This window comes from Streptomyces sp. NPDC096132, assembly GCF_044763345.1.
GTDB lineage: Bacteria > Actinomycetota > Actinomycetes > Streptomycetales > Streptomycetaceae > Streptomyces.
This window is the reverse complement of sequence record NZ_JBIWGA010000062.1, coordinates 1-20,473: the sequence shown is the minus strand read 5'-3', so window position 1 is coordinate 20,473 and position 20,473 is coordinate 1. Positions and strand designations below refer to the sequence as shown.

At 69.2% G+C, this 20,473-nt stretch carries 16 protein-coding genes and 3 pseudogenes; 9 read left to right on the top strand and 10 right to left on the bottom strand.

Annotated features, from left to right (window positions below; genetic code table 11):
* The coding region (locus ACIRF9_RS51620) for a transposase (RefSeq protein ID WP_403837445.1) at positions 1-469 on the top strand (469 nt) is incomplete at its 5' end.
* A gap of 317 nt (positions 470-786) precedes the next feature.
* Here the strand turns inward: ACIRF9_RS51620 and ACIRF9_RS51615 are convergent.
* A pseudogene (locus ACIRF9_RS51615) lies at positions 787-945 on the bottom strand (carboxymuconolactone decarboxylase family protein); the annotation flags it as partial.
* Positions 946-998: 53 nt separating this feature from the next.
* Positions 999-1,130, bottom strand: a pseudogene (locus ACIRF9_RS51610) (hypothetical protein); the annotation flags it as partial.
* A 530-nt stretch (positions 1,131-1,660) separates the two neighbouring features.
* Between ACIRF9_RS51610 and ACIRF9_RS51605 the strand changes: the two are divergent.
* Positions 1,661-3,421, top strand: coding sequence for a S8 family peptidase (locus ACIRF9_RS51605; RefSeq protein WP_403837443.1), 1,761 nt, complete (start codon positions 1,661-1,663; stop codon positions 3,419-3,421).
* Between the two features lie 219 nt (positions 3,422-3,640).
* Here the strand turns inward: ACIRF9_RS51605 and ACIRF9_RS51600 are convergent, their stop codons facing one another.
* Together ACIRF9_RS51600 and ACIRF9_RS51595 are read right to left on the bottom strand one after the other, a co-directional pair.
* Positions 3,641-3,844 carry a hypothetical protein gene (locus tag ACIRF9_RS51600; RefSeq protein WP_403837441.1) on the bottom strand — a complete coding sequence of 68 codons (204 nt, stop codon included), beginning with the start codon at positions 3,842-3,844 and terminating at the stop codon, positions 3,641-3,643.
* 341 nt (positions 3,845-4,185) lie between these two features.
* Positions 4,186-4,398: a hypothetical protein gene (locus ACIRF9_RS51595; RefSeq protein ID WP_403837440.1), complete on the bottom strand. Its 213-nt coding sequence runs from the start codon at positions 4,396-4,398 to the stop codon at positions 4,186-4,188.
* A 315-nt stretch (positions 4,399-4,713) separates the two neighbouring features.
* Between ACIRF9_RS51595 and ACIRF9_RS51590 the strand changes: the two genes are divergently transcribed.
* Together ACIRF9_RS51590 and ACIRF9_RS51585 are read left to right on the top strand one after the other, a co-directional pair.
* On the top strand, positions 4,714-5,040 hold the full coding sequence (locus tag ACIRF9_RS51590; protein WP_403837438.1) for a hypothetical protein: 327 nt from the start codon (positions 4,714-4,716) through the stop codon (positions 5,038-5,040).
* Positions 5,041-5,064: 24 nt separating this feature from the next.
* Entirely contained in the window at positions 5,065-5,607 is a 543-nt protein-coding gene (locus ACIRF9_RS51585; protein ID WP_403837436.1) for a hypothetical protein, read from the top strand.
* A gap of 357 nt (positions 5,608-5,964) precedes the next feature.
* On the opposite strand, the gene ACIRF9_RS51580 is transcribed toward ACIRF9_RS51585, so the two are convergent.
* Both ACIRF9_RS51580 and ACIRF9_RS51575 read right to left on the bottom strand, forming a co-directional pair.
* Positions 5,965-7,179 (bottom strand): M4 family metallopeptidase, encoded by a 1,215-nt coding sequence (locus ACIRF9_RS51580; RefSeq protein WP_403837435.1) that lies wholly within the window; start codon positions 7,177-7,179, stop codon positions 5,965-5,967.
* Between the two features lie 1,576 nt (positions 7,180-8,755).
* Positions 8,756-8,950 (bottom strand): hypothetical protein, encoded by a 195-nt coding sequence (locus ACIRF9_RS51575; protein WP_403837433.1) that lies wholly within the window; start codon positions 8,948-8,950, stop codon positions 8,756-8,758.
* Between ACIRF9_RS51575 and ACIRF9_RS51570 the strand changes: the two genes are divergently transcribed.
* Complete coding sequence (locus ACIRF9_RS51570) at positions 8,949-9,251, top strand: hypothetical protein (protein WP_403837432.1); 303 nt, start codon at positions 8,949-8,951, stop codon at positions 9,249-9,251. The genes ACIRF9_RS51575 and ACIRF9_RS51570 overlap by 2 nt on opposite strands.
* An 86-nt stretch (positions 9,252-9,337) precedes the next feature.
* On the top strand, positions 9,338-11,488 hold the full coding sequence (locus ACIRF9_RS51565; protein WP_403837430.1) for an MMPL family transporter: 2,151 nt from the start codon (positions 9,338-9,340) through the stop codon (positions 11,486-11,488).
* 118 nt (positions 11,489-11,606) lie between these two features.
* On the opposite strand, the gene ACIRF9_RS51560 is transcribed toward ACIRF9_RS51565, so the two are convergent.
* On the bottom strand, positions 11,607-13,058 hold the full coding sequence (locus tag ACIRF9_RS51560) for an ATP-binding protein (RefSeq protein WP_403837428.1): 1,452 nt from the start codon (positions 13,056-13,058) through the stop codon (positions 11,607-11,609).
* Positions 13,055-13,747 (bottom strand): response regulator transcription factor, encoded by a 693-nt coding sequence (locus ACIRF9_RS51555; RefSeq protein ID WP_403837426.1) that lies wholly within the window; start codon positions 13,745-13,747, stop codon positions 13,055-13,057. The genes ACIRF9_RS51560 and ACIRF9_RS51555 overlap by 4 nt, the downstream gene beginning before the upstream one ends.
* Positions 13,748-14,143: 396 nt before the next feature.
* Here ACIRF9_RS51555 and ACIRF9_RS51550 point away from each other — a divergent pair.
* Positions 14,144-14,392 (top strand): annotated as a pseudogene (locus tag ACIRF9_RS51550) (Ku protein); the annotation flags it as partial.
* Between the two features lie 560 nt (positions 14,393-14,952).
* Here ACIRF9_RS51550 and ACIRF9_RS51545 read toward each other — a convergent pair.
* On the bottom strand, positions 14,953-16,365 hold the full coding sequence (locus ACIRF9_RS51545; RefSeq protein ID WP_403837424.1) for an ISL3 family transposase: 1,413 nt from the start codon (positions 16,363-16,365) through the stop codon (positions 14,953-14,955).
* 667 nt (positions 16,366-17,032) lie between these two features.
* On the opposite strand from ACIRF9_RS51545, the gene ACIRF9_RS51540 reads away from it, so the two are divergent.
* Together ACIRF9_RS51540 and ACIRF9_RS51535 are read left to right on the top strand one after the other, a co-directional pair.
* Positions 17,033-17,659: a transposase gene (locus ACIRF9_RS51540; RefSeq protein ID WP_403837423.1), complete on the top strand. Its 627-nt coding sequence runs from the start codon at positions 17,033-17,035 to the stop codon at positions 17,657-17,659.
* A gap of 1,264 nt (positions 17,660-18,923) precedes the next feature.
* Positions 18,924-20,033, top strand: coding sequence for a hypothetical protein (locus tag ACIRF9_RS51535; protein ID WP_403837447.1), 1,110 nt, complete (start codon positions 18,924-18,926; stop codon positions 20,031-20,033).
* A 177-nt stretch (positions 20,034-20,210) separates the two neighbouring features.
* Here the strand turns inward: ACIRF9_RS51535 and ACIRF9_RS51530 are convergent, their stop codons facing one another.
* Positions 20,211-20,348, bottom strand: a complete 138-nt coding sequence (locus ACIRF9_RS51530) for a hypothetical protein (RefSeq protein ID WP_403837421.1) — start codon at positions 20,346-20,348, stop codon at positions 20,211-20,213.
* Positions 20,349-20,473: the final 125 nt, after the last annotated feature.

Genomic DNA, 20,473 nt, shown 5'->3' with positions numbered 1-20,473 from the left:
AGATTCCCTACGACGAACACCGAGCCTTCGCCCCGCTCCTCGAAGCCACTCCGGCTTGACTCTTAGCGCCGTGAGATGTCTTTCCGCGGTCCTGATGTCGATGCCGGGAGTCGGCGCCAGGACCGGAGCCCGCATCCTGATAGAGGTCGGCGACGGCAGCACCTTCCCGACCGCCGGCCACCTCGCCGCCTACGCAGGGCTCGCCCCCGCGACCCGCAGTTCCGGGTCATCGATCCGCGGCGAACAGCCTTCCAGGAGAGGAAACAAGCAGCTCAAGCGGGCCTTCTTCCTCTCCGCGTTCGCCGCCCTGGGCGACCCGGCATCGCGGATCTACTACGACAGGAAGATCGCCCAGGGCAAGCATCACACCCAGGCCCTGCTCTGCCTTGCCCGACGACGGGCCGACGTCCTCTTTGCGATGCTCCGCGACGGAACCTTCTACGAACCCCGGCCGGCCGCAGCCGGCTGATCCTCAGCGGCCTCGCCGCACACGGGGCAGTCCCGCTCGTCGAGCGAGTCCATCACGACCGGATGACCACAGAAGTCGCACGGCCGCATGCCCTCACCCGCCGACTCTCGGACAGGCACGTCATCACTCATGACAGCCACACTGCCACCCGACCACCTTGACCAAAGAGATAGGGGCACCCCCCGGCTTCCGGCGTCTCCTGTACTCATGTTGATCCCGTACAGAATCACTCAAGGCCGCATTCTTCCATTCTGCCCGGCCCGCCCCGCAGGGACATGGGGACCCGGCTCCGGTTGGCGACCTCATCCCGGGTGGTTTCAGTGCCACTTCCCGAGCTGGTAGTCGCCTCCGGGCTGCCGGGTGATGATGTTCATCCGGTTCGCCAGGTTCATGAAGCCGACCAGCAGCACCAGGGCGGCGAGCTGCTGCTGGTCGTAGTGCTTGGCGGCGTTCGCCCACACCTCGTCGCTGACGCCGTGCTCAACGTGGTGACCGCACGGGTCGGTGAGTTATCCAGGCCCTCGGCGGTCAGGATCTTTTGCAGGGAGGCGGGACCGCTGCCGCTGGGGGAGCCGCGTTTCCCCTTCCCCCACACATAGGTGGCGACCAGAGCCTCTCTGAAGGCCACGCGCCGCAGCGCGTCCGCGACGATCGATGCCACCTGCGCCCGGCTGATTCCGGCGTCACCGACATGGGATGCCGAAGCCAGGGCCGAGGGCCAGGAGGGCTTGTACGAAAGTCCGTTTCAGCAGCTCAGAGGGCGAGGTGGCTCCCGAAACGCTGTACCCCAGGTCTGGGAACGCCGGCAATTTGCTCGGCGCTTCGACCGGCACGAGAGGGTACTACGTCGCCGACGGCCACCAGGGCGCGGGCGGTGTCGGTCCCCGCGCGGGTCCGGCGCTCTGGTGCGGGCAGCACGGCCGGCACCAGGCCGGCGGCGTACGCCAGGGCGCGGTCGACGTCGCCGAGCTCTCGGTGGATCCCGACCCTCGATGCCCGGAGTACGTCTCTTTTCAGCCATGCCTCTATAGCGTCCCTGCACGGAAAAGTACTTCCGCACTGGAGCATGTACCTGACATCTTGCATCGACCACTCGTTTCCTACGGCCCGGCCGGTGCCCTCAGCACGGCCGGGCCGTCTCCGGAGGACGCATTGATACCCCCCATATCCGGCCGACCCAGACGCACGCTGGTGCTGGCGGCCACGCTCGGTGCCGCCCTCGCGTTCGGCGCCCCGGGCGCCCTCGCGGGCACGCTCCCCGTCGTCCCCTCCACCGCGCCGGCCGCCAAGGCCCACGCTCCGGCCGCCGTGCCGGCATCCCAGAGTGCGACCTGGGTGGCCGGGACGCGTGCCTACCTCGTGATCACCGCCCCCGGTGACAGCTCTGCGGTCCGTTCCGCGATCGAGGCCAACGGCGGCACCGTCTTCTCGAACTTCGACGCCATCGGCGTGATCGTCGCCCACTCGGCGTCCAGCGGATTCGCCGCCACCATGCGCGGTGTCGCCGGCGTGCAGCAGGTCGGCGCCACGCGTACCTCGGACGTCCCGGCTGACGCCTACAACCCGGCGCTCCCGGCCAATCCGGCCCAGGCCTCGACCCCTGCCGGGGAACCGGTCCGAGCCGACATGAGCCAGATCAAGGCCGACCAGGCCTGGGCCGTGAACCCGGGCTCCGCCTCCGTCACGGTCGGCATCCTGGACACCGGTGTGGACGACCAGCACCAGGACCTGGCGCCCAACTTCGACGCGGCCGACTCGGTCTCCTGCGCCTACGGCAAGCCCGACACCCGTGCCGGCGCGTGGCGGGACGTCGACACGCACGGCACCCACGTAGCGGGCACCATCGCCGCGGCCAAGAACGGCAAGGGCGTCGTCGGCGTGGCACCCGGGGTGAAGATCGCCGCGGTCCGGGTCGCCGAGCCGGGCAACTCCTTCTTCTTCGCCGAGAACACCATCTGCGGCTTCGTCTGGGCCGGTGACCACGGCTTCAAGGTCACCAATAACAGCTATTACACGGACCCGTGGCAGTTCAACTGCCCGGACAACATCGACCAGGCCGCCATCATCGAGGGCGTCAAGCGCGCCCAGGAGTACGCCGAGGGCAAGGGCTCCCTCCAGATCGCCGCCGCGGGCAACGAGAACTACGACCTCGCCCACAAGACGACCGACTCCGCGAGCCCGAACGACTCGACGCCGGTCACCCGCACCATCACCAACGCCTGCCTCGACATCCCGACCGAGCTGCCGGGCGTGGTCACGGTCGCGGCCAACGGCACTGGCGTCACCAAGGCCTCGTTCTCCAACTACGGTCAGGGCGTCATCGACGTCGCGGCGCCGGGCAGCAACGTGTACTCCACCGTCCCCGGCGGCGGCTACGGCAGCAAGAGCGGCACCTCGATGGCCACCCCGCACGTGGTCGGCGTGGCGGCACTCATCGCCAGCGCCAACCCGGGCATCACCCCGGCGCAGCTCCGCGCCAAGCTGGCCGAGCAGGCCAACGACATCGCCTGCCCCTCGGACAGCCGCTGCACGGGCACGACGGCCAATAACTCGTTCTTCGGCGAGGGACAGGTGGACGCGCTCAAGGCCGTCGGGGCCACCCCGCCGCCCGGCGCGTACTTCGAGAACCTCGCGGACTTCGCCGTCAACGACAACGCGACCGTGGAGAGCCCGATCGCCGTCACGGGTGTGACCGGCAACGCCCCGGCCACCCTCAAGGTGGGTGTGGACATCAAGCACACCTACATCGGTGACCTGAAGGTCGACCTGGTGGCGCCGGACGGCACCGTCTACACGCTGCACAACCACGCCGGCGGCAGCGCCGACAACATCGCCCAGACCTACACCGTGAACGCCTCCTCGGAGGTCGCGAACGGCACCTGGAAGCTGCGCGTCAACGACAACGCCGCCTCCGACACAGGCAAGATCGACGCCTGGAACCTGACCTTCTAGCCCAGGGCCGGGCAACGCCCGCGTACAGCACGCACAGCGCCGCGACAGCTCCTCGCCCGCGGCCGCGGACAAGGCGGGCTGCGGTCTGTTCGGCCAGGGCTGCGAACTGCTGGGCGGGCAGAGGGCATATGGGCCCCGGCGGCGGTGTACGCCGCGGTTGGGGCCACCATGCCGGAGGCGTCCAGGAAGGCCGCGGACGGCCTGGAGCCGGTGTCCAGCTCACCGTGCGCCTCCCTGACGAGCTGCGGGGCTGTGTCCGCGCTGCCCGTACGCCAGCGCGGACACAGCCCCGAGGAGTGCTGGCCGGCTCGAGCGGCGGGCCACCGTCCCGGCCAGGACCGAGGGGGCGGCCTCGCCGCGGGAGGCCTGCGCCTTGCGCACCAACTCCTGCTGGGTGCCCGCGAGTGACCCTGCACGCGGCATCTTCCTCACCCATGGTTCGGGAGGACTCCAGTGCCGCTAAAAGCACGGCGCAAAAACGCCGCCCAGGACCCCACCGGCAAGGAGGTCGAATGCGAGGGAGGCGGGGCACCGAGTTCCGCGCACGGTTTCGGCCAAGCCCCTGCGCGGGAGGGCACATCAGAACAGACAACGCAACCGCCCTGCTCGAGCGGTGCTGCTCCCGCCGAAGGGTGCGGAGGCCGCGCGGTGCCAGGGGACCCGGTCCTCGACGGCACGGACCGGCGGGACGGAGCGTCCAGACGCAGGCGGTTACTGGCCGGGATGAACAGCCTGCACGCCGGTGCCCGCATACGCTTTGGGAGTCAGGGTGAGCAGGAACCGGCCGGTGGGGTGGGCGCGGAAGGACGGGCGGCGTGGATGGCGTGGACGGCGGCCCAGGAATGCCCGAAGCGCAGCAGTTCGGTGGCGGTGACCGCGGCGTCGGTGTCGAACGCCTCGATCCGGATGAACCGCAGACCTTTGATGTAGCCGAGCAGACCTGGCCGCTCAGCGTCGCCGGCCGTCAGTGACAGCACCGGCGCATACAGAGCACCGAGTCCGCCGGAGGCTTGACGTAGAACGCGGCGACCGCCTCGTTGAACGGGTCCTTCGGGTCGTACAGCGCCCCGGCGCCTTGTTGTTGATGGTGCTCTGGCTGCTCGCCTTCGCGGCGGCCGCTTTCTCCTTCGTGGCCTTCGCGCCCTTGTCGGCTTCCTTCTCGCGGAACTCGCCGACCTTCGGGTCGGCGCGAGCCTTGTTGTTCCTGTCCTATGGCCACCCACTGGCAACGCCCGTCGCCGCTTTCCCACAGCGTCCTGCGGTCCGCTCTCTGGAAAACCGAGGAGCCGTCCATGGCTGAGAACGCCGATGTCGTCGTGCTCGCCTGCCCCAAGGGCGACCACCGCCGGCAACTGCCGCAGGCCGAGCACGGGGACGTCAGCCACCGCGGGGCGAGCAGCCTGACCGGGCATTCGAGGGAGAGAGACCGAGATATGACCGACCACACCGCCGTCAGACTGCCGTGCACCTGCGCGGCGGCCAAGGTGGTTCGCACGACATGCGGTACCGGCAGTGACTTCGTGGGCCGCAACCCGCCCATTTGGCAAGGATATTGGGTGGTGAAGACAACTCTGGGGCCACTGCAGAACCGTACAATCGCTGATCATGTCCCGATGTAGGACGAATGAGGGGGAGATACGAACATGACGCAACTGTTGCCGGGTGACCTGGTGCGCGTACGTGTGATCGGCGGCGAGCAGGAAACGGAGCGCCTGCTGCGAGGGCTCGCAGAGGAGACCTCGGTGGCCAAGCAGCTCACGCCTATCCCGGCGATCGAGGTCGAGACACCGGGCAGCTTCGGAGTCGTCGACGTTGTACAGGACTTCATCGTCGGCGTGGGCGCCGAACTGACGGGCGCGGCGGTGGCCGCCGCCGTCCAGGCGGCCGTCGCCCGCTTCCGCAAGGCGGACGACGCCTGCGCCGGTGAGCTCGTTCCAGAGGATCTGAGTGTCCAGGCGGAACCGGTCGTATCCGTACTCCTCGAAGCGGCGGATGCCGTTGCCGAGCCGGGTAGGCGCGATCTGCGCGTCGTCGACCGGGTAACGGCGCAGCTTTTCCCTGAGCAGGGCTCGTTGAGCAGCGGTAAGGCGACGGTCCCTTTGAGCAGCTCGTGCGATGCGCGGGTGGTGTCTGAGGCGGGTCAGATCCGCCTGGGCGAGGGCGGAAAGGTGGCTATTTGCCTGTAGCTGACGCTGCAGGCGCAGCAGCCTCAGGCGGTCTTGGATATCCCACTTGTGCTGTCGGCGGCGGGCGCAGCCTCTTTCGTACTGGCGAGCAGGCCACAGGAGATAGCCCTCCAAGACGCGATAGAGGGGATTTTGAAGGGCGTTGAGTACGAGGCCGAGGACCACTGAGCTGGACAGCAGGAGCAGGGTTGCATTGGCGCTGGTGGTGGGCCATATCTGCGAAAAGGGGGTGGTGCTTCGCAGGCTGGGGGCGACGGCGAAGAAAAACACACTCAGGTTGACTGCTGCCGGCAGAATCCACCCCACCAGCAGCGTCCAGGCCCCTACCAGGGCGCCCTTGGCAATGTCCCCCACGGATCACCACTCGTCGTCATCGTCGCCGCCGACATCGGGACCGGGCGGGGTGTGGCCAGGCGGGACGTGCCCAGCGTAGTAGTTGCTCTGCCTGACATCGCCGCCGATAGCAATCTGGCTGCCCGTAATACTGCCGTGGAACATCGGCCCGGATATGGGCGTAGCCCGGAGCACTCCAACCTGCTCCCAGGCCTTCTTCACCGCTTCGAGTTCGTCGCTGTCGCCGAAGCGTTCACGCGCGGCCTTGACGGTCAGGTTGGCGAAGTCGGTGAACAGGGCGTCCTTCTTCAACTGGCCGCCGGTGAGGACGTCGTACCAGATCTGTCCGGCCCGTTCCCAGGCGTGGCCGCCGAGGGTGGTGGCGACGATGTAGAAGGCGTGGTTGGGGATGCCGGAGTTGATGTGGACGCCGCCGTTGTCGCGGCCGGTGCGGACGTAGCCGTCCATGGTCGCGGGCTGCGGGTCCTTGCCGAGGACGTCGTCGTCGTACGCCGTGCCCGGGGCCTTCATCGAGCGCAGGGCGGAGCCGGTGACGCGGGGGGCGAGGAGGCCCGCGCCGATCAGCCAGTCGGCCTCGTCGGCGGTCTGGCCGAGGGTGTGCTGCTTGATGAGGGAGCCGAAGACATCGGACATCGACTCGTTGAGCGCGCCGGGCTGGCCGAAGTAGGTGAGGTTGGCCGTGTACTGGGTGACGCCGTGGGTGAGTTCGTGGCCGATGACGTCGATCGGGATGGTGAAGTCGAGGAAGATCTCGCCGTCGCCGTCGCCGAACACCATCTGCTCGCCGTTCCAGAAGGCGTTGTTGTAGTTCTCGTCGTAGTGGACGCTCGCGTCGAGCGGGACGCCGGCTCCGTCGATGGAGTCGCGCTGGTATGCCTTGAGGAACAGCTCGAAGGTGGCTCCGAGACCGGCGTAGGCGCGGTTGACTGTGGCGTCCGTGCCGGGGTCCGAGCCCTCGGCGCGGACCTTCTTGCCCGGCAGGTCGGTGCGGTGCCGGGCGTCGTAGAGGGTGCGGTGCGGCTTGCCCGCCTCCGCGCCTACGGGTGCGGTGATGGAGGGGGCGCCGACGACCGTGGTCAGCCGGCGGTGGGTGCGTTCGTAAGCGTCGCGCTCCAGCGTGCGGCGGGCACGGCCAGCCAGTTCCGGATCCTCATTCTGGACCATCCGTTCCAGGATGTGAGGTGGCACGAAGCTACAGAAGGTTCGGGCTGCGTCCATCCCTCACATCCCCTCGTCTCTTGAACGACCGTAGCGTCCAGCGAGGTGAGGGCGGGAGCCGAATGCCGCGTTCCGGAAGAAGCCACGGCGGCGGCCTACCCTCGCCCACGTTCCTGGTCGGTGCTCCTCATGCATATTGGCCGCCTGTCAGAGCACAGGCCCGGGGGGTCGGGACAGGAGCCACGCGGCGCACTTCGTGACGGAACAGTGAGACGGCGCACGAAGGCCCGCCTGGACGACGTGCTCAAGAGCCGCCGGCCACTGCTGTACCTCGGATCGCACGCCACAGAGCGGCCTGGGAGCGCCTCGGCGTGCCCTCGCCGTCGGTGCTGCCAGCGGGTTCTCGCCCGGCCAAGGTGCGGTCGTCGACAGCGGCGGCATCCTGGCGCCGTGGTTGACAGAGCACCACGCGGCCCGCCTTGGTCCCGCGCCCTGACGCCTACGTCTACGCGACCGCGCCGTCCGACTTCTGCCCCCCGACCGGGTTCGCTCTGGTGCCCCAGGGGCACCTCGACCGCCAGTGAGCACCATCATGACCACGCAAAAACCGAGCGGCCGGTGATGCAGGAGAGCCTGCTCGTCGCGGGGACAAGAAGATCTTCGTCGCCGGAACCGGCGAGGAGGGCGCCAGCTCTGCGCCTTCATGGCGGCGGTTCCTTCCCGCCGGCTGCGGCAGGACTCGTCGCGGCTCTACACCCAGAGCCGGACTTCCTCATCCGGCAAGCCGTCTTCCTCGCCGAGTCCGCGGGCCTGTACGTCAGATCGGCCACCACCGCAGCTCCGAGGCTGGATTCAGTCTGACATCCACCATTACGCGATGGCGACCCCGGCCGGGTCATCTGTTGGGCATTGCTGAAGCTGACGGTCTGGCAGCTCGCGCTGACGGCTCCTCGACCGTGCGGGAGCGCGCTCGTCGTTGGCGTCGGGGCGAGTCTTCACCGAGTGCGGACGGTGAGAAGCTCCACCCGCGCCGCCGTTACCCCCCCCCACCCACCACGCAGGGCGTGGTGCCGCACGTCTCCCGGCCACGACAGCGGTCTTCCCGCCGTCCACGGTCAGCGTCGTGGCTACGACGACTTCCTCCGGGCTCTGGCACAGATCTTGGGGAACGGTCGCGGAGGGTCAGCACGGTGCTTGATTACGAGGGGTCGATCGACCCTCGGTCTCGAGAGCGCGGTATGAGGCCTGATGTCTGATTGTTCGCTTCGTGCGGGACGAGCGGGCAGGCCGAGGCGACGTCGGTCGGCTGCGGCCGCGACTGAGTGAACAAGCATGGCTCGGTCTCGGTCAGGATCCCGCGCCGGCCGCTTGAGCTTGAGGCGGACGTTGTTGATGGTGTTGGGCGCGACCGCCAGGTCCATCGCCTCGCACACCTGCCGGGCCCGCAGTGAATGGTCGGCCGCGGTGAACACCGCCATGATCTGCTGGCAGGCCGGATGATCCGGCAGCTTCGGTACCGGCGGCGCGGGCGGCCGGGGTCGGCCCGAGGTCGGCCCGGGGTCGGGCAGCCCCAGCAGTGTCCTGCGGGTGATCCGGACTTCCTCGGCGGCCCAGCCGGGTTCGTCGAGCTGTGCGGTCAGAACTCCGGGCCCACATCGCCCTGATGCGTCCCGACCCGCAGACGAGGGCGCTGTAGGAGATGTTCTCCGACCTGATGGACCGCGACGACGCCCGCCCGTACGTCGCCGACAGGCTCGCCGGCATGGACGTCCGGTACGACCTGGGCGACGACGACCACCGGCTCGTCGGCACCCTGTACCCGGGCGGACATGAATCTGACGCTGGAGCGGCCCGACCCGGACGTCGTCACCGCGATGACCCGGTCGGCGGACCTGCTGCGTGACGGGCGTGGGCTCCTGCCCGACCTCGTCGACCGCGCGGAGGTCCGCGATGCCGCGGCCGCGTGGACCGGGCGGGTCGACACCGTCATCGCCCGCACGGACCGGGTGGACGTCGACGCGCTGCTCATCCGGCCCGACGGCTGTGTCGCCTGGGCCTTGCCTACCGGGCAGGACTGCGACGCCACCACGCTGGTGCGTGCGCTGGGCACATGGTTCGGCCAACCGGCCTGAGCAGCGCATTAACAGTCGCCTCAGGTTCGCTCGCTACGAAGTAGGCGTCCAGACAAGCGATGCAACCCGTATGTAGGAGGCTAGTGATGGCAGTCGACACAGCGCCGTCCGGGGAAGCGCCGGCCGACCGGTTGGCAGGCCGGTGGGTGCCGTGGTTAGTGATTGGCTTATGGCTGGTGCTGGCGGCGGGCATGGTGCCGCTGAGCGGAAAGTTGAGCTCGGTCACCACCGACAGCGCCGTAGACACCCTGCCGGCCAGTGCCGAGTCCACCAAGGTGGCGGTGCTGGACGACAGTCTCCCCGGCGGTGACAACAACACGTTCGTCTTCGTGTACCACCGCGCCGGCGGCATGACCCACGCCGACCGCGCGACGGTCGAGCGCCACTACAACACCCTTGCCAAGCGGTACCCGCCGAAGGCGACGGCGGCGGCCGGCGAGGACGACGAGGGCTCACCGACGAGCCCCTCCACCGACCGCAAGGCGATGATGTTCACCCTCGAGGTGAGCACGGCCTACGGCGCACCGGAGGACATCGTCGGCCCGTTGCGTGACGCCGCGAAGGACCGCCCGTCCGGCCTGGACCTCGACGTGACCGGCCCGGCCGCGATCGACGGCGACATGGATGCCGTCTTCGACGGCATCGACGTGCAGGTCCTCCTCACCACCATCGCCGTCGTCACGCTCCTGCTCATCCTCACCTACCGCAGCCCGGTGTTGTGGATCATCCCGCTGGTGGCCGTCGGCGCGGCCGCACTGACCGCGATGGCGACCGTCTACCTGCTCGTCAAGGGCTTCGGCATCGTGGTCAACAACCAGAACTCGGCGCTGCTGACGATCCTGGTATTCGGCGTCGGCACGGACTACGCGCTGTTGCTCATCGCTCGATACCGGGAGGCACTGCACCACCACGAGAACGTCCGGGTCGCGATGGTCCACGCGCTGCGCGGCGCGGCGCCGGCCATCGTCGCGTCCGCGGCCACCGTGGTCGCCGGCCTGCTCTGCCTGCTCGTCGCGGACCTGAACAGCACCAGCGGGCTGGGCCCGATCGGTGCGGCCGGCATCCTGTGCGCGCTGGTGGCCATGCTGACGCTGTTCCCGGCGGTGCTCGTGGTGCTCGGCAGGCGGATCTTCTGGCCGGCCATACCGCGGTTCAGCACGGCCGTGGCGGAGAAGCCGGGGCTGTGGGGACGGCTCGGCACCGCCATCAGCCGCCGCCGGTGGGTGGCGACGCTCGGCTCGCTCGGAGTCCTCGGCGTGCTCGCCCTCGGGCTGGCGGGCAACACCGGCGCCCTGCGGGAGCAGGACCAGTTCCTGTCCGCGCCCGAGTCGGTCACCGGCTTCACCGTTCTCCGCCAGCACTTCCCGGAGCTCGGCGGCCAGCCGATGACGGTCTTCACGCGGCCGGCGCACCAGGAGCGGGTGCTCGACATCGTCAAGGACACTCGCGGTGTGGCCCTGGCCATCCCGGAGCAGACCAGCGGTGGCTGGGCCAACATCTCCGTGTTCCCGAAGGACGCGCCGGACACCGTCGCCGAGTACGACACGATCAAGCGGGTGCGCACCGCCGTGCACGCGGTGAGCGGGGCGGAGGCCATCGTCGGCGGGCCGAGTGCGGAGAACCTCGACACCGAGGTGACCACCAGCCGCGACGAGAAGCTGGTGATCCCGCTGGTGCTCGCCGTCGTCCTGATCGTCCTCGGTCTGCTGCTGCGCGCGATCCTGGCCCCGCTGGTCCTGATGGCCACCGTGATCGTCTCGTTCGCCGCAGCCTTCGGCGGCAGCGTGTTCGTCTTCGACACGATCCTCGGGTTCAAGGGTGTCGACTACTCGGTGCCGCTGCTGGCCTTCCTGTTCCTGGTGGCGCTCGGCGTCGACTACAACATCTTCCTGGCCAGCCGGGCCCGGGAGGAGACCGTGCGTCTCGGCACCAGAGAGGGCATGCTCAAAGCCCTCTCGGCCACCGGTGGCGTCATCACCTCGGCAGGCCTGGTCCTGGCGGCCACGTTCGCGGTCCTTGCCACACTTCCGCTGGTGATGCTGATCGAGGTCGGGTTCCTGGTCGCCTTCGGCGTGCTGCTCGACGCCCTGCTGGTGCGGTCGGTCCTGGTGCCCGCCCTCACCTTGCTGATCGGCCGACGGATCTGGTGGCCGAGCAGGCTGTCCCGTCCGGCGGCGGAGCTGCCGGACGGTCAACAGCCGCTCGCCGACGGCGAGGAGCCCGCGCTGCAACGGTGAGCGCGGCGGCACGGACGAGATCCGGGACGGGGATCCAGGCCCGTCCCGGATTTTTTCATGGGCCCGACGGTCGCCGTCCTTTGGTCCTCCGCCGCCTGCGCCGCGCCGCCGGGGCGGGTCAGCGCACCGCGGTGTCCTCCCCGGCGGTGAGCCGCGCGACAGGGGCGGGCGGGGACGCGGCCGGAAGGTCGACCCGAAGCAGCGCGCCACCGCGTGCGGAGCGGGCGACGGTGGCCCGGCCGCCGTGGGCGTCGACGACTCGCTGCACGATCGACAGCCCCAGACCGGATCCCGGCAACGCCCGGGCGCTGTCGGCACGGTAGAACCGGTCGAACACCCGCGGTACGTCGGCGGCGTCGATGCCCGGCCCGGCGTCGTCGACCTCGAGCACCGCCGATGTGCCCTCGGCCCGGAGCCGGACCTGGACCGGCTGGTCCGCGGGGGACCACTTGCCGGCGTTGTCGATGAGGTTGAGTACCGCCCGCTCGAGCGCGGCGGGACGCCCGCTCACCGACACGGAGGTCACGTCGAGCGCGACCTCGATGCCGGGCACGCGGGAACGCGCCCGGGTCGCGGCAGCCACCACCACGTCAGCGAGGTCGAGCAGCTCGGTGTTCTCGTCGCTCACGTCACCGCGCGCCAGGTCGGTCAGCTCGTCGGCAAGGGTGCTCAACTCGGCCACCTGGGAGCCGAGATCGTTGAGCAGCCGGGTCCGGCTCTCCGCCGGCAGTGCGCTGTCCAGGGTGCCGCGCTGGTCGAGCCGGATCAGCAGCTCGGCGTTGAGGCGCAGGCTGGTGAGCGGGGTCTTGAGCTCGTGGGCGGCGTCCTCGGCGAGCAGCCGCTGGGCCCGCCGGGAGTCCCGGAGCGCGGCGAGCATGTCGTTGATCGACTGGATCAGCCGCCGGATCTCCCCACCGCCCTCATCCGGGATGTCGGCGTCGAGATCCCGGGTGTGCGCGACACGTACCGCGGCGGCGGTCAGCCGGTCGATCGGTGCCAGCCCCGTCCGTGCCACGGTCCGCCCGACAAGGGCGCCGCCGACCACGCAGAGCAGCCCGATCAGCAGCATGCCGAACCCGAACCGGTTGATCGGGCTGTCGTCGACGACGCGGGCCACCTGGACCGCGCCGTCGCCCGCCCGCAGCGTGTAGATGAGGTAGCCGTCCTCGTCGCTGTCGTTCGACTCCATCAGGTCGGCCGACGCGCCCTGCGCCACGCGCTCGGCGTGCTCGCTGACCGGGGGCAGCGCGGGTTGGCCGGCCGGCATCCGGATCGAGCCGTCGGGCAGGATGACCCGCACCAGCCGACCGGATCCGGGATACGACGGCAGCTGGACCTGCGCCAGACCGGCGCGCTCCGCGTTCGTCGCCAAGACGCGGGAGTCGGCGCGCAGCTGATTCTCCGCGGTGTCCCGCAGCTCCCAGTCCAGTAGCTCGCTGGCCACCTGGAAGGCCACGAACACGCTGACCGCGATGGCCGTCGCCGCGATCACCGTCAGCCTGGTCCGCAGGGACCGCCGGCGCCACCATCGGGTCAGCCGGCGCGGTTCCCGGCCGGCGGGCCTGCTCACGGAGGGGTCTCCCGCAGCGTGTATCCCAGGCCACGCAGCGTGTAGATCAATCGCGGCTCACCCTCGGCCTCCATCTTGCGGCGCAGGTAGCTCACGTATACCTGGAGGTTGTTGGCGGTGGAACTCATCCCGAAGCCCCAGATCGCCTCGAACAGCGCGTCACGGGTCAAAACCCGGGTCGCGTTGCTCACGAGGACCTCCAGGAGGAGGAACTCGGTCCGGGTCAGGCGCAGTGGCCGCCCGCCCCGCCACGCCTCGAACCTGTCAGGATCGAGCCGGACGTCGGCGTACGACAGGATCTGCGACTCCCCGTCGATCGGCGTGCGCCGACGCAGCAGGGCCCGCACCCGGGCCAGCAACTCCTCGGTGGCGAACGGCTTGGCCAGGTAGTCGTCGGCGCCCGCGTCCAGCCCCGCGACCCGGTCGGCGACCCGGTCACGGGCGGTCAGCATCAGCACCGGCAGATCCCGACCCGCGGCCCGCAACCGCCGGCAGGTCTCCAACCCGCCGAGGCGGGGCATCATCACGTCGAGGAGCAACAGATCCAGCGTGTCACCGCTCGACCCACCGACCCCGTCGAGCACGGCGAGACCGTTGGCGACGGTGCTGGTGTCGTAACCCTCGACCTGGAGCACCCGCTCCAGCGACTCACGGACGGCCACGTCATCATCCGCGATCATGATCCGCACCCCGGCCCGCCCCCTTCCAGTCGATGTTTTTGCCGCTCATTGTCCCCGGTCAACCTGAGGCCAGGATTAGAGCGTTGCTGGGGACCACGCTCTTACGGATACCTAAGAAATGAAACCTACCGTCGGCCCAGCAGGGGAACCAGATGCCGGCATCGCACCCGGCAACCAGACAGTAGATCCTCCGCGCCGGTCACGGGCGCTCGGCGTCCCCAGGTGGCTCCCGCGCCCAGCCCTCATCATTCCTACGGCTGCTGCCCTTGATCCCGGTGCTCCTGGTGACCGTGCTGCTGGCCGCTGCGTCAAGGTGGTGTGCGGGAGTGTGCGGATGGTGGTGCGCGGGGGCGTTGTGAGTGGTGGGTGTCAGCATGGGGGCATGCCCCCGGCCAGTCCAAGTCGATGGAGATCACGGGGTTCGTCGACCTGGATCAGGTCGAGCCGGTCTTTTTCGACAGGACCTACTACCTCGCCCCCAAGGGCAAGGAGTATGCCAAGGTCTACGCCCTGCTCCACAGCGCCCTGGCCCAGGCGAACAAGGTAGGTATCGCCACCGTCGTCATGCGCAACCGCGAGTACCTGGTCGCCGTCAAGGCAGAAGGCGACGTCCTGGCGATGCACACCATGCACTGGGCGGACGAGGTCAGCGACCCTCGCTGGGAGATCGGGAGGCTCCCGGAGGAGGCGCGGGTCGCCGACAAGGAGCTGCAGACGGCGGTGCAACTGGTCCAGGCGCTGAGCATCGACTGGGAGCCGGAGGAATACCACGACACCTACCAGGAGAAGGTGCTCCAGCTCGTGGAGGCGAAACGCACGGGCCAGCCGGTGGAGAAGGGCGACCCGCCACCACGTTCCACCAACGTCATCGACCTCATGGGCGCACTGGAAGCCAGTGTCGAGCGGGCCAGAAGCGCCCGCAAGAACGGCGCGGAGACAGGAGAAGCCGCCACAGGGGGCCGCTCACCTGCAAAGTTGAGGCAATCGCCCGGGAAACGTCGGGGGCGTGCGGAGAAGAAGGCAGCCCAGACCACAGACCGCGGAGCTGGACGAACTGACCAAGACCGAGCACTACCAGCGCGCCTCCGACGCCGACATCCCCGGACGTTCCTCGATGACCCGCGAGGAACTGGTCAAGGCATGTCAGCGACGCGCGAATCGTGGTTCTGGATCACTTTCAGTGCCAGGGCCACGGAGGGTCACCGAAACCGCGATCATGAACGGCCTCGCGCGGCGAGGAGGACCCGTTTGCGGAGCAGGTCGAAGTTGGCGCGGCCGAACATCTGGCGCTTCAGCATCTTGATCTTGTTGTTGTGGCCTTCGACGGCGCCGGAGCTGTAGCGCAGGCTGAGGCCGGCAACGACGGCGTCGAGGTCCTGGCCGAGGCCGGTCACGAAGGTGTGCAGGGCAGGCAGGTCGTCTGCCTGGACGCTGGTGACCCACTGGTCCAGGTCCCGGCCCTTGCGGTTGTTCATGAGCTCGGCGAACGCGCGGACGTGGCCGGCGGTGCGGTCGAGTGCGGGGCAGCGGGCCAGGATCTCCTTGAGGCGCTGTGCCTGGTCGTCGGTGAGACGGTCGGGGTGGCGGGTGAGCCAGCTGGTCACGTCCCGCACCGACGGTGCCTTGCGAGGCGGATCGAGGGGGAAGGCATCGCGGAGCCGGGCCACGTATTTCTTCACGACGCTCTCGCCGCCGGTGTAGCCGCGCTCGCGTACTTCCTCGAACAGGCGGCGGGCGATGGTGCAGCCCTCGGCCCATCGCTGGTGGAGGTAGGGCTTGTGGGGGTCGAGGATGCTGGTGCGGTCGGTCCACCGTCCGACCAGGAGTTCGTCCGCGCTTGCCGCGTGGGCGAGGCGGCGGACGGTGTTGCGAGCCAGTCCGAGCTCACGGCCGATCGCTCGCAGCCCAACTCCATTGTCGAGGAGGGCGTGGACGGCGCCGTGCTGTTCCCGGATCCGATCGGACAGCCGACCGGCTGTCCGCGGTCCCGAGGGGGAGACCGGTTCGAGCTCCAGCGTCTCCATGGCTGCAGCGGCCTGGACCGCGGCGGAGTCGTGCGGCTCGCGAAGCAGAGCGCGATGCTGGACGACGGTCTTCTCGACGGCCTCGGCGAGGTTCGACCAGATGTGCCACCGATCCGCGACATGGACCGCCTCCGGGGCGCCGATTCGCCCGGCCTCGGCATAGGCGGCGGAGCGGTCTCGGCAGATCACTTCGACGCCGGGGTGAGCTGCGAGCCACCGGGCCACCGTCGACGTTGTGCGGTCCGGGAGCAGGTCGATGGGCTGACGGGTCTCGATGTCGATCAGGATCGTGCCGTAGTTGTGCCCCTTGCGCAGCGCGAGCTCGTCCACCCCCAGCACCCGCGGCGTCGTGGTTTCAGGCTCTGGCAGGCGCCGGATCAGCCGCAGCAACGTCGACCTGCTCACCCCGACCGTCAGGGTCTGGGACAAGCGTGCGCCAGCCCGACCGGCCAGCATCACCGCCAGGCGTTCGAGCACGGTCCGCAGACCGGTACTTCGCCGCCCGTGCCGAAAGGTGAGTCCGTCGACCTGCTCGGCGAACGTCGCCTGCCCGCAGGCGCGTTCACGGCAGCGGAACCGCCGCACCTGTAACTCGATCAGCACCGAACGACCGCCGACGGCACTGTCGGCGAGCCGACGTACGGCGAGTTGGTGACCATACGGGCTCGGACGGGTGTGGATCAGGCTGCGTGTCCGGCGTGCGGGACGCTGTCGTCCCGGGTTCACAGCCGGTAGCGTTTTCGACCTCTACACCCTCGACCTGGTGGAACCACAGGTCCTGGAGGAGCACATCACCCACGGCCGTTCATGATCGCGGTTTCGGTGACCCTCCGTGGCCCTGGCACTGAAAGTGATCCAGAACCACGATTCGCGCGTCGCTGACAGCAGCTTCCTTGCGTGCTTCTCGGGGGCTGCGGGAAGAGTGGCGAAATCGTAGATCCCTGGTGACAGAGGAGTCGGGTGAACCTCAACCGGTCCGTACGGAGCACCTCGCACACGATCTTCACGCGTCAGAAGCCTCGTGTGGAAACAAACTTGCCCTTCCGTGGCGTTCTCGATCTTCGAATCGAGGAGGGGAAGGTGTCTGGCCTGAAGTTGTTTCACACGACAGACGGCGGCGTGACTGAGAAGCCGTATCTGAACCGATCATGGAACGTGCGGGTCGAACCGGTTTCTCGCCGAGGTGTTCTTCCCGTCGTACGCGTATGAAGACGGGGCCTCTCGGTAGCTCGAGGATGCGAATCCAACCGAGCAGTGCCGGTAGGCCCTGATGTCGTTGTTGTGCGCCTCCGAACCTCTCCCGTCCAACGCGGCTGCACGATCGTGTGATCACCTCACGCACGCGTACGGCAACGCGGTCGGCCACCGGGACCGGGAACGCCGGTATCCCTCCGACATGTCGGACGCGGAATGGGCGGCCGTCCGGCCACTGCTGCCGGTGCCGGCCTGGCTTCGGGGGAAGGGCGGATCGCACGAGGGGCACTGTCACCGGCAGCTGCTGGACGTGATCCGTCACCTGGTCACGGGCGGGATCTCGTGGCGGGCGATGCCCGCGGACTTCTCCGGCTGGGGTCGGATCCGCGCCTGCTTCCGCCGCTGGCGCGAGCGCGGGCTGATCACAGACTTCCACGACCGACTGGGCGGGAAGTCCGTGAACGGGAGGGCCGCGAGGCAGGGCCCACGGCGGGGGCATCGACGCGCAGTCGGTACGGGCCGCCGCGACGGTGTCGGCAGCCTCACGCGGTTACGACGGCGGCAAGAAGGTGCCGGGCCGCAAACGGCACATCGTGGACCGACACCCTCTTGCGTCAGTGGCCGCATCGCCGATGTCACCGTCGGCCTCGCGGCGTCGTCGGCCGTGTTGTCAGTGGCCTGCGGCATGATGCGGGGCACGTGACGGCCTGCCCGACAGGGGCTTTGAGGCCGTCCTCGACGAGGGGAGTGCTGTGCGTAGGCCGGTCGCAGGCGAGGTGCGTGTTCACGATCGTCAGATCTACGTCGAGAGCGATCCGGACAGCGCCAGACCTGACCTCGCCACGGCGTTCGCGTACCAGATCGGGGGGTTGTGCGGGGCTGCGGTCCCAGGTGTGATCGTCCTGTCCACCGGGCTGTACGCGGGCGACGTCGGCTTTGTCGTGGAAGTCCACGACGCAGCCCCTGTGCTGGACCCGGTCTGGGATGACGTGATGGAGGTGTCCTTCCGCCCAGAGTCGGAACGCACACGGCTGGTGCAGGGGGACGGTGAGGCCGCGTGGGACCTGGGTCTCGCCCGGACCGACTACCGGGTCCGGTACTGCGCCCGGGGGATGGACGAGGGACGGGAACTCTCCACCAGAGTGGCCGGGGAGTCCCGGGCGGACAGCTACCTCCTGCAGTTCTGGCCTGCCCCACCCCGCCCGGAGCAGGTGATCCGCCACACCTCGCGGATGGCCGGGGACCTGCACGGGAACGTGCGCCGGACGGCGCGTACGCCCGAGCAGCTCGCCGAGGCCGAACGCCTGACTCGCCAGGTGTTCCGACGGGCCGCCGAGGAGCGGGCCGAACAGGCCGCCGAGGGGCGACGCCTGCACTACGAGGAGTGGGAGTGGGGCGGGCGGCTGCCGAGCGAGAGGCTGCGTGGTGCCCGCGAGAGCAACGTCCTCGGTCTGCTCCGCTTCGACAGCGACCTGGTGCACGCCCTCGATGTCGTGGGTCCCGAGGTCCAGCGTGCAGTGGCATTGTTGGCCGCGCGGCGGGCCTGCGAGGCTGCGGGCCTGACCGATGTGCCGTGGGTCGCCCAGGCGCTCTCGGAGTCGGCAGAGGGACGCCCTCTGCCGCCGCCGTTCGACGACCCGGCCCGGATGTGGGAGACCCTGCGCTCCGACCCTCGTGTACCGGACAGGACGGTGCTCGAAGCGATACCTCCGGAGTGGCCGCCGTACGTCCCGCCACCGTCCGCGGACACAGGGAACAAGGTCGTCGTGACGGTGCACCCTGCCGTTACGCCGCACACCCCGGGACGGATCTCACAGCAGCACTTCGCTCTTCCCGCCGTGCTCGCCGCCGCCAAGCCCGCCCCGCTCACAGCAGCACTGGACGCGGTGTGGCATGCGCTGAACACGTACGGCGAGCACTACCCCGAGCTGCTGGACGAGATCCGGTCGGTGTGCGCCGAGCGGGCAATGAGTATTGCCGCTGCACTCCGCACCCGTACCACCCCGCCCCGACTGGTCGACGTTACCGCGGTCGCCCCGCAACTTGCCCCGCTGGCACGCACGGCGACCCGGCTGCATCCCCGCCCCGGGTCGCCCACGCCGTACGACAGCTCAGTCGGCGGGCCGCTGCTGTGGCCCGCCGACGAGCCGTGGCCGCACTGCGAAGGGCCGCACAAGTGGGACGGGTGGAACGCGATCCTTTCGCCGGAGGACGTGCGGCAGCGGCGACGCATCCGGGCAGCGGTGGCGAACCGGCCGGGCGGCGATCCCCCGGGGACCCGGTACACGCCCGAGGAGCTGGCGATCGAGGAGCGGATCAAGGCCGGCCGCCCGTGGCCCGAGGGCCCGATCGCCATGCTGCCCGTGGCCCAGTTGTACGTACGCGACGTCCCCTTGCTGCGCCCGCCCAAGCAGGCCGAGGCAGATCTGCTCCAAGTGCTGTGGTGCCCCTTCGACCACCTCGCGCAGCCCGAGACCGCGCTGTTCTGGCGGTCCGCCGCCGCGGTCACCGACATCCTCGACACACCCCCCGAGCCGCCCGCGATCCAGTTCCCCGGCTACCTGCCGGAGCCGTGCCTGCTCGCGCCGGAGCAGATCACCGAATACCCCAACATCATGGAACTGGGCAAGGAGCTCCAGCGACAACTGGAGGACTGGCGCAGATGGCAGGCGGCCGGCGCCGCTCTGGACAGCTTTGACAACACGCCGTACCCGCTGGACAGCTCTGACACGCCCTACTCGAAGGATTTCTACAACGAGCTCTACACGGGCAGGATGTCTGTCGCTCCCGGCTGGAAGGTCGGTGGATGGACCCGTTGGGGCCTCACCGATCCCCTACCCCGGCTCTGCCCCTCATGCGGCACCGAGATGGATCCGCTGCTGACCATCGCCTCGGGCGAATGGAACTCCAACTATCCCGACTGGATTCCCGACGAGGACCGAGCCCGCTCTCTGTCATCCACCATCCATCCCGAACCGCACAACCCGACCATGCTCGACCTTGCTCGAGGCTACGATCTGCAGCTGCACGTCTGCCCGGTATCCCCGGACCATCCGCACATCGAGCTGATCCAGTGAGCCGTTCCCCGGTCAGCGGCTGCGCCGCCGTCTGCCGGACTTCGGTGGCGGCCGCCAGCTCCAGTTCCAGCAGGTGATGTTCCGGCGTCGGCGATCTCCAGCCGGCCTGCCAGGTGACCTCCACCGGGTACCTCGCACGGGTCCAGTAGGAACCGCGCGAGGTGAATGCCCGTCAGGTCAGGCGTCCGCCGCGCTGGCCGCGGAGGTCGACGAACGCGGACGCAACGCGGTCCTGATCGACGAGTCGCACCTGCTGGACCACCAGGAGTTGATGAGGACGATGACCACCAGGCCGCCCACCATGAACACGCCCAAGTTGCGACCCCTCCAGGAGTGATGAGGACCTAAGAGCTTGTAACACGATCTTGTTGAGGTGTCCTGGCCGGGCGTGACCGATGTGACGATTCGGCCGTTCGGGAGGGTGTGAGTACTCGGCCGTG

Excerpts from the sequence above, each read along its gene's own strand:
- ACIRF9_RS51585 (WP_403837436.1), top strand. The coding sequence starts at position 5,065 with ATGACGCAACTGTTGCCGGGTGACCTGGTGCGCGTACGTGTGATCGGC.
- ACIRF9_RS51580 (WP_403837435.1), bottom strand. The coding sequence starts at position 7,179 with ATGGACGCAGCCCGAACCTTCTGTAGCTTCGTGCCACCTCACATCCTG.
- ACIRF9_RS51590 (WP_403837438.1), top strand. The coding sequence starts at position 4,714 with ATGGCTGAGAACGCCGATGTCGTCGTGCTCGCCTGCCCCAAGGGCGAC.
- ACIRF9_RS51570 (WP_403837432.1), top strand. The coding sequence starts at position 8,949 with ATGAATCTGACGCTGGAGCGGCCCGACCCGGACGTCGTCACCGCGATG.
- ACIRF9_RS51565 (WP_403837430.1), top strand. The coding sequence starts at position 9,338 with ATGGCAGTCGACACAGCGCCGTCCGGGGAAGCGCCGGCCGACCGGTTG.
- ACIRF9_RS51535 (WP_403837447.1), top strand. The coding sequence starts at position 18,924 with ATGAGTATTGCCGCTGCACTCCGCACCCGTACCACCCCGCCCCGACTG.
- ACIRF9_RS51540 (WP_403837423.1), top strand. The coding sequence starts at position 17,033 with ATGTCGTTGTTGTGCGCCTCCGAACCTCTCCCGTCCAACGCGGCTGCA.
- ACIRF9_RS51575 (WP_403837433.1), bottom strand. The coding sequence starts at position 8,950 with ATGTCCGCCCGGGTACAGGGTGCCGACGAGCCGGTGGTCGTCGTCGCC.
- ACIRF9_RS51600 (WP_403837441.1), bottom strand. The coding sequence starts at position 3,844 with ATGCCGCGTGCAGGGTCACTCGCGGGCACCCAGCAGGAGTTGGTGCGC.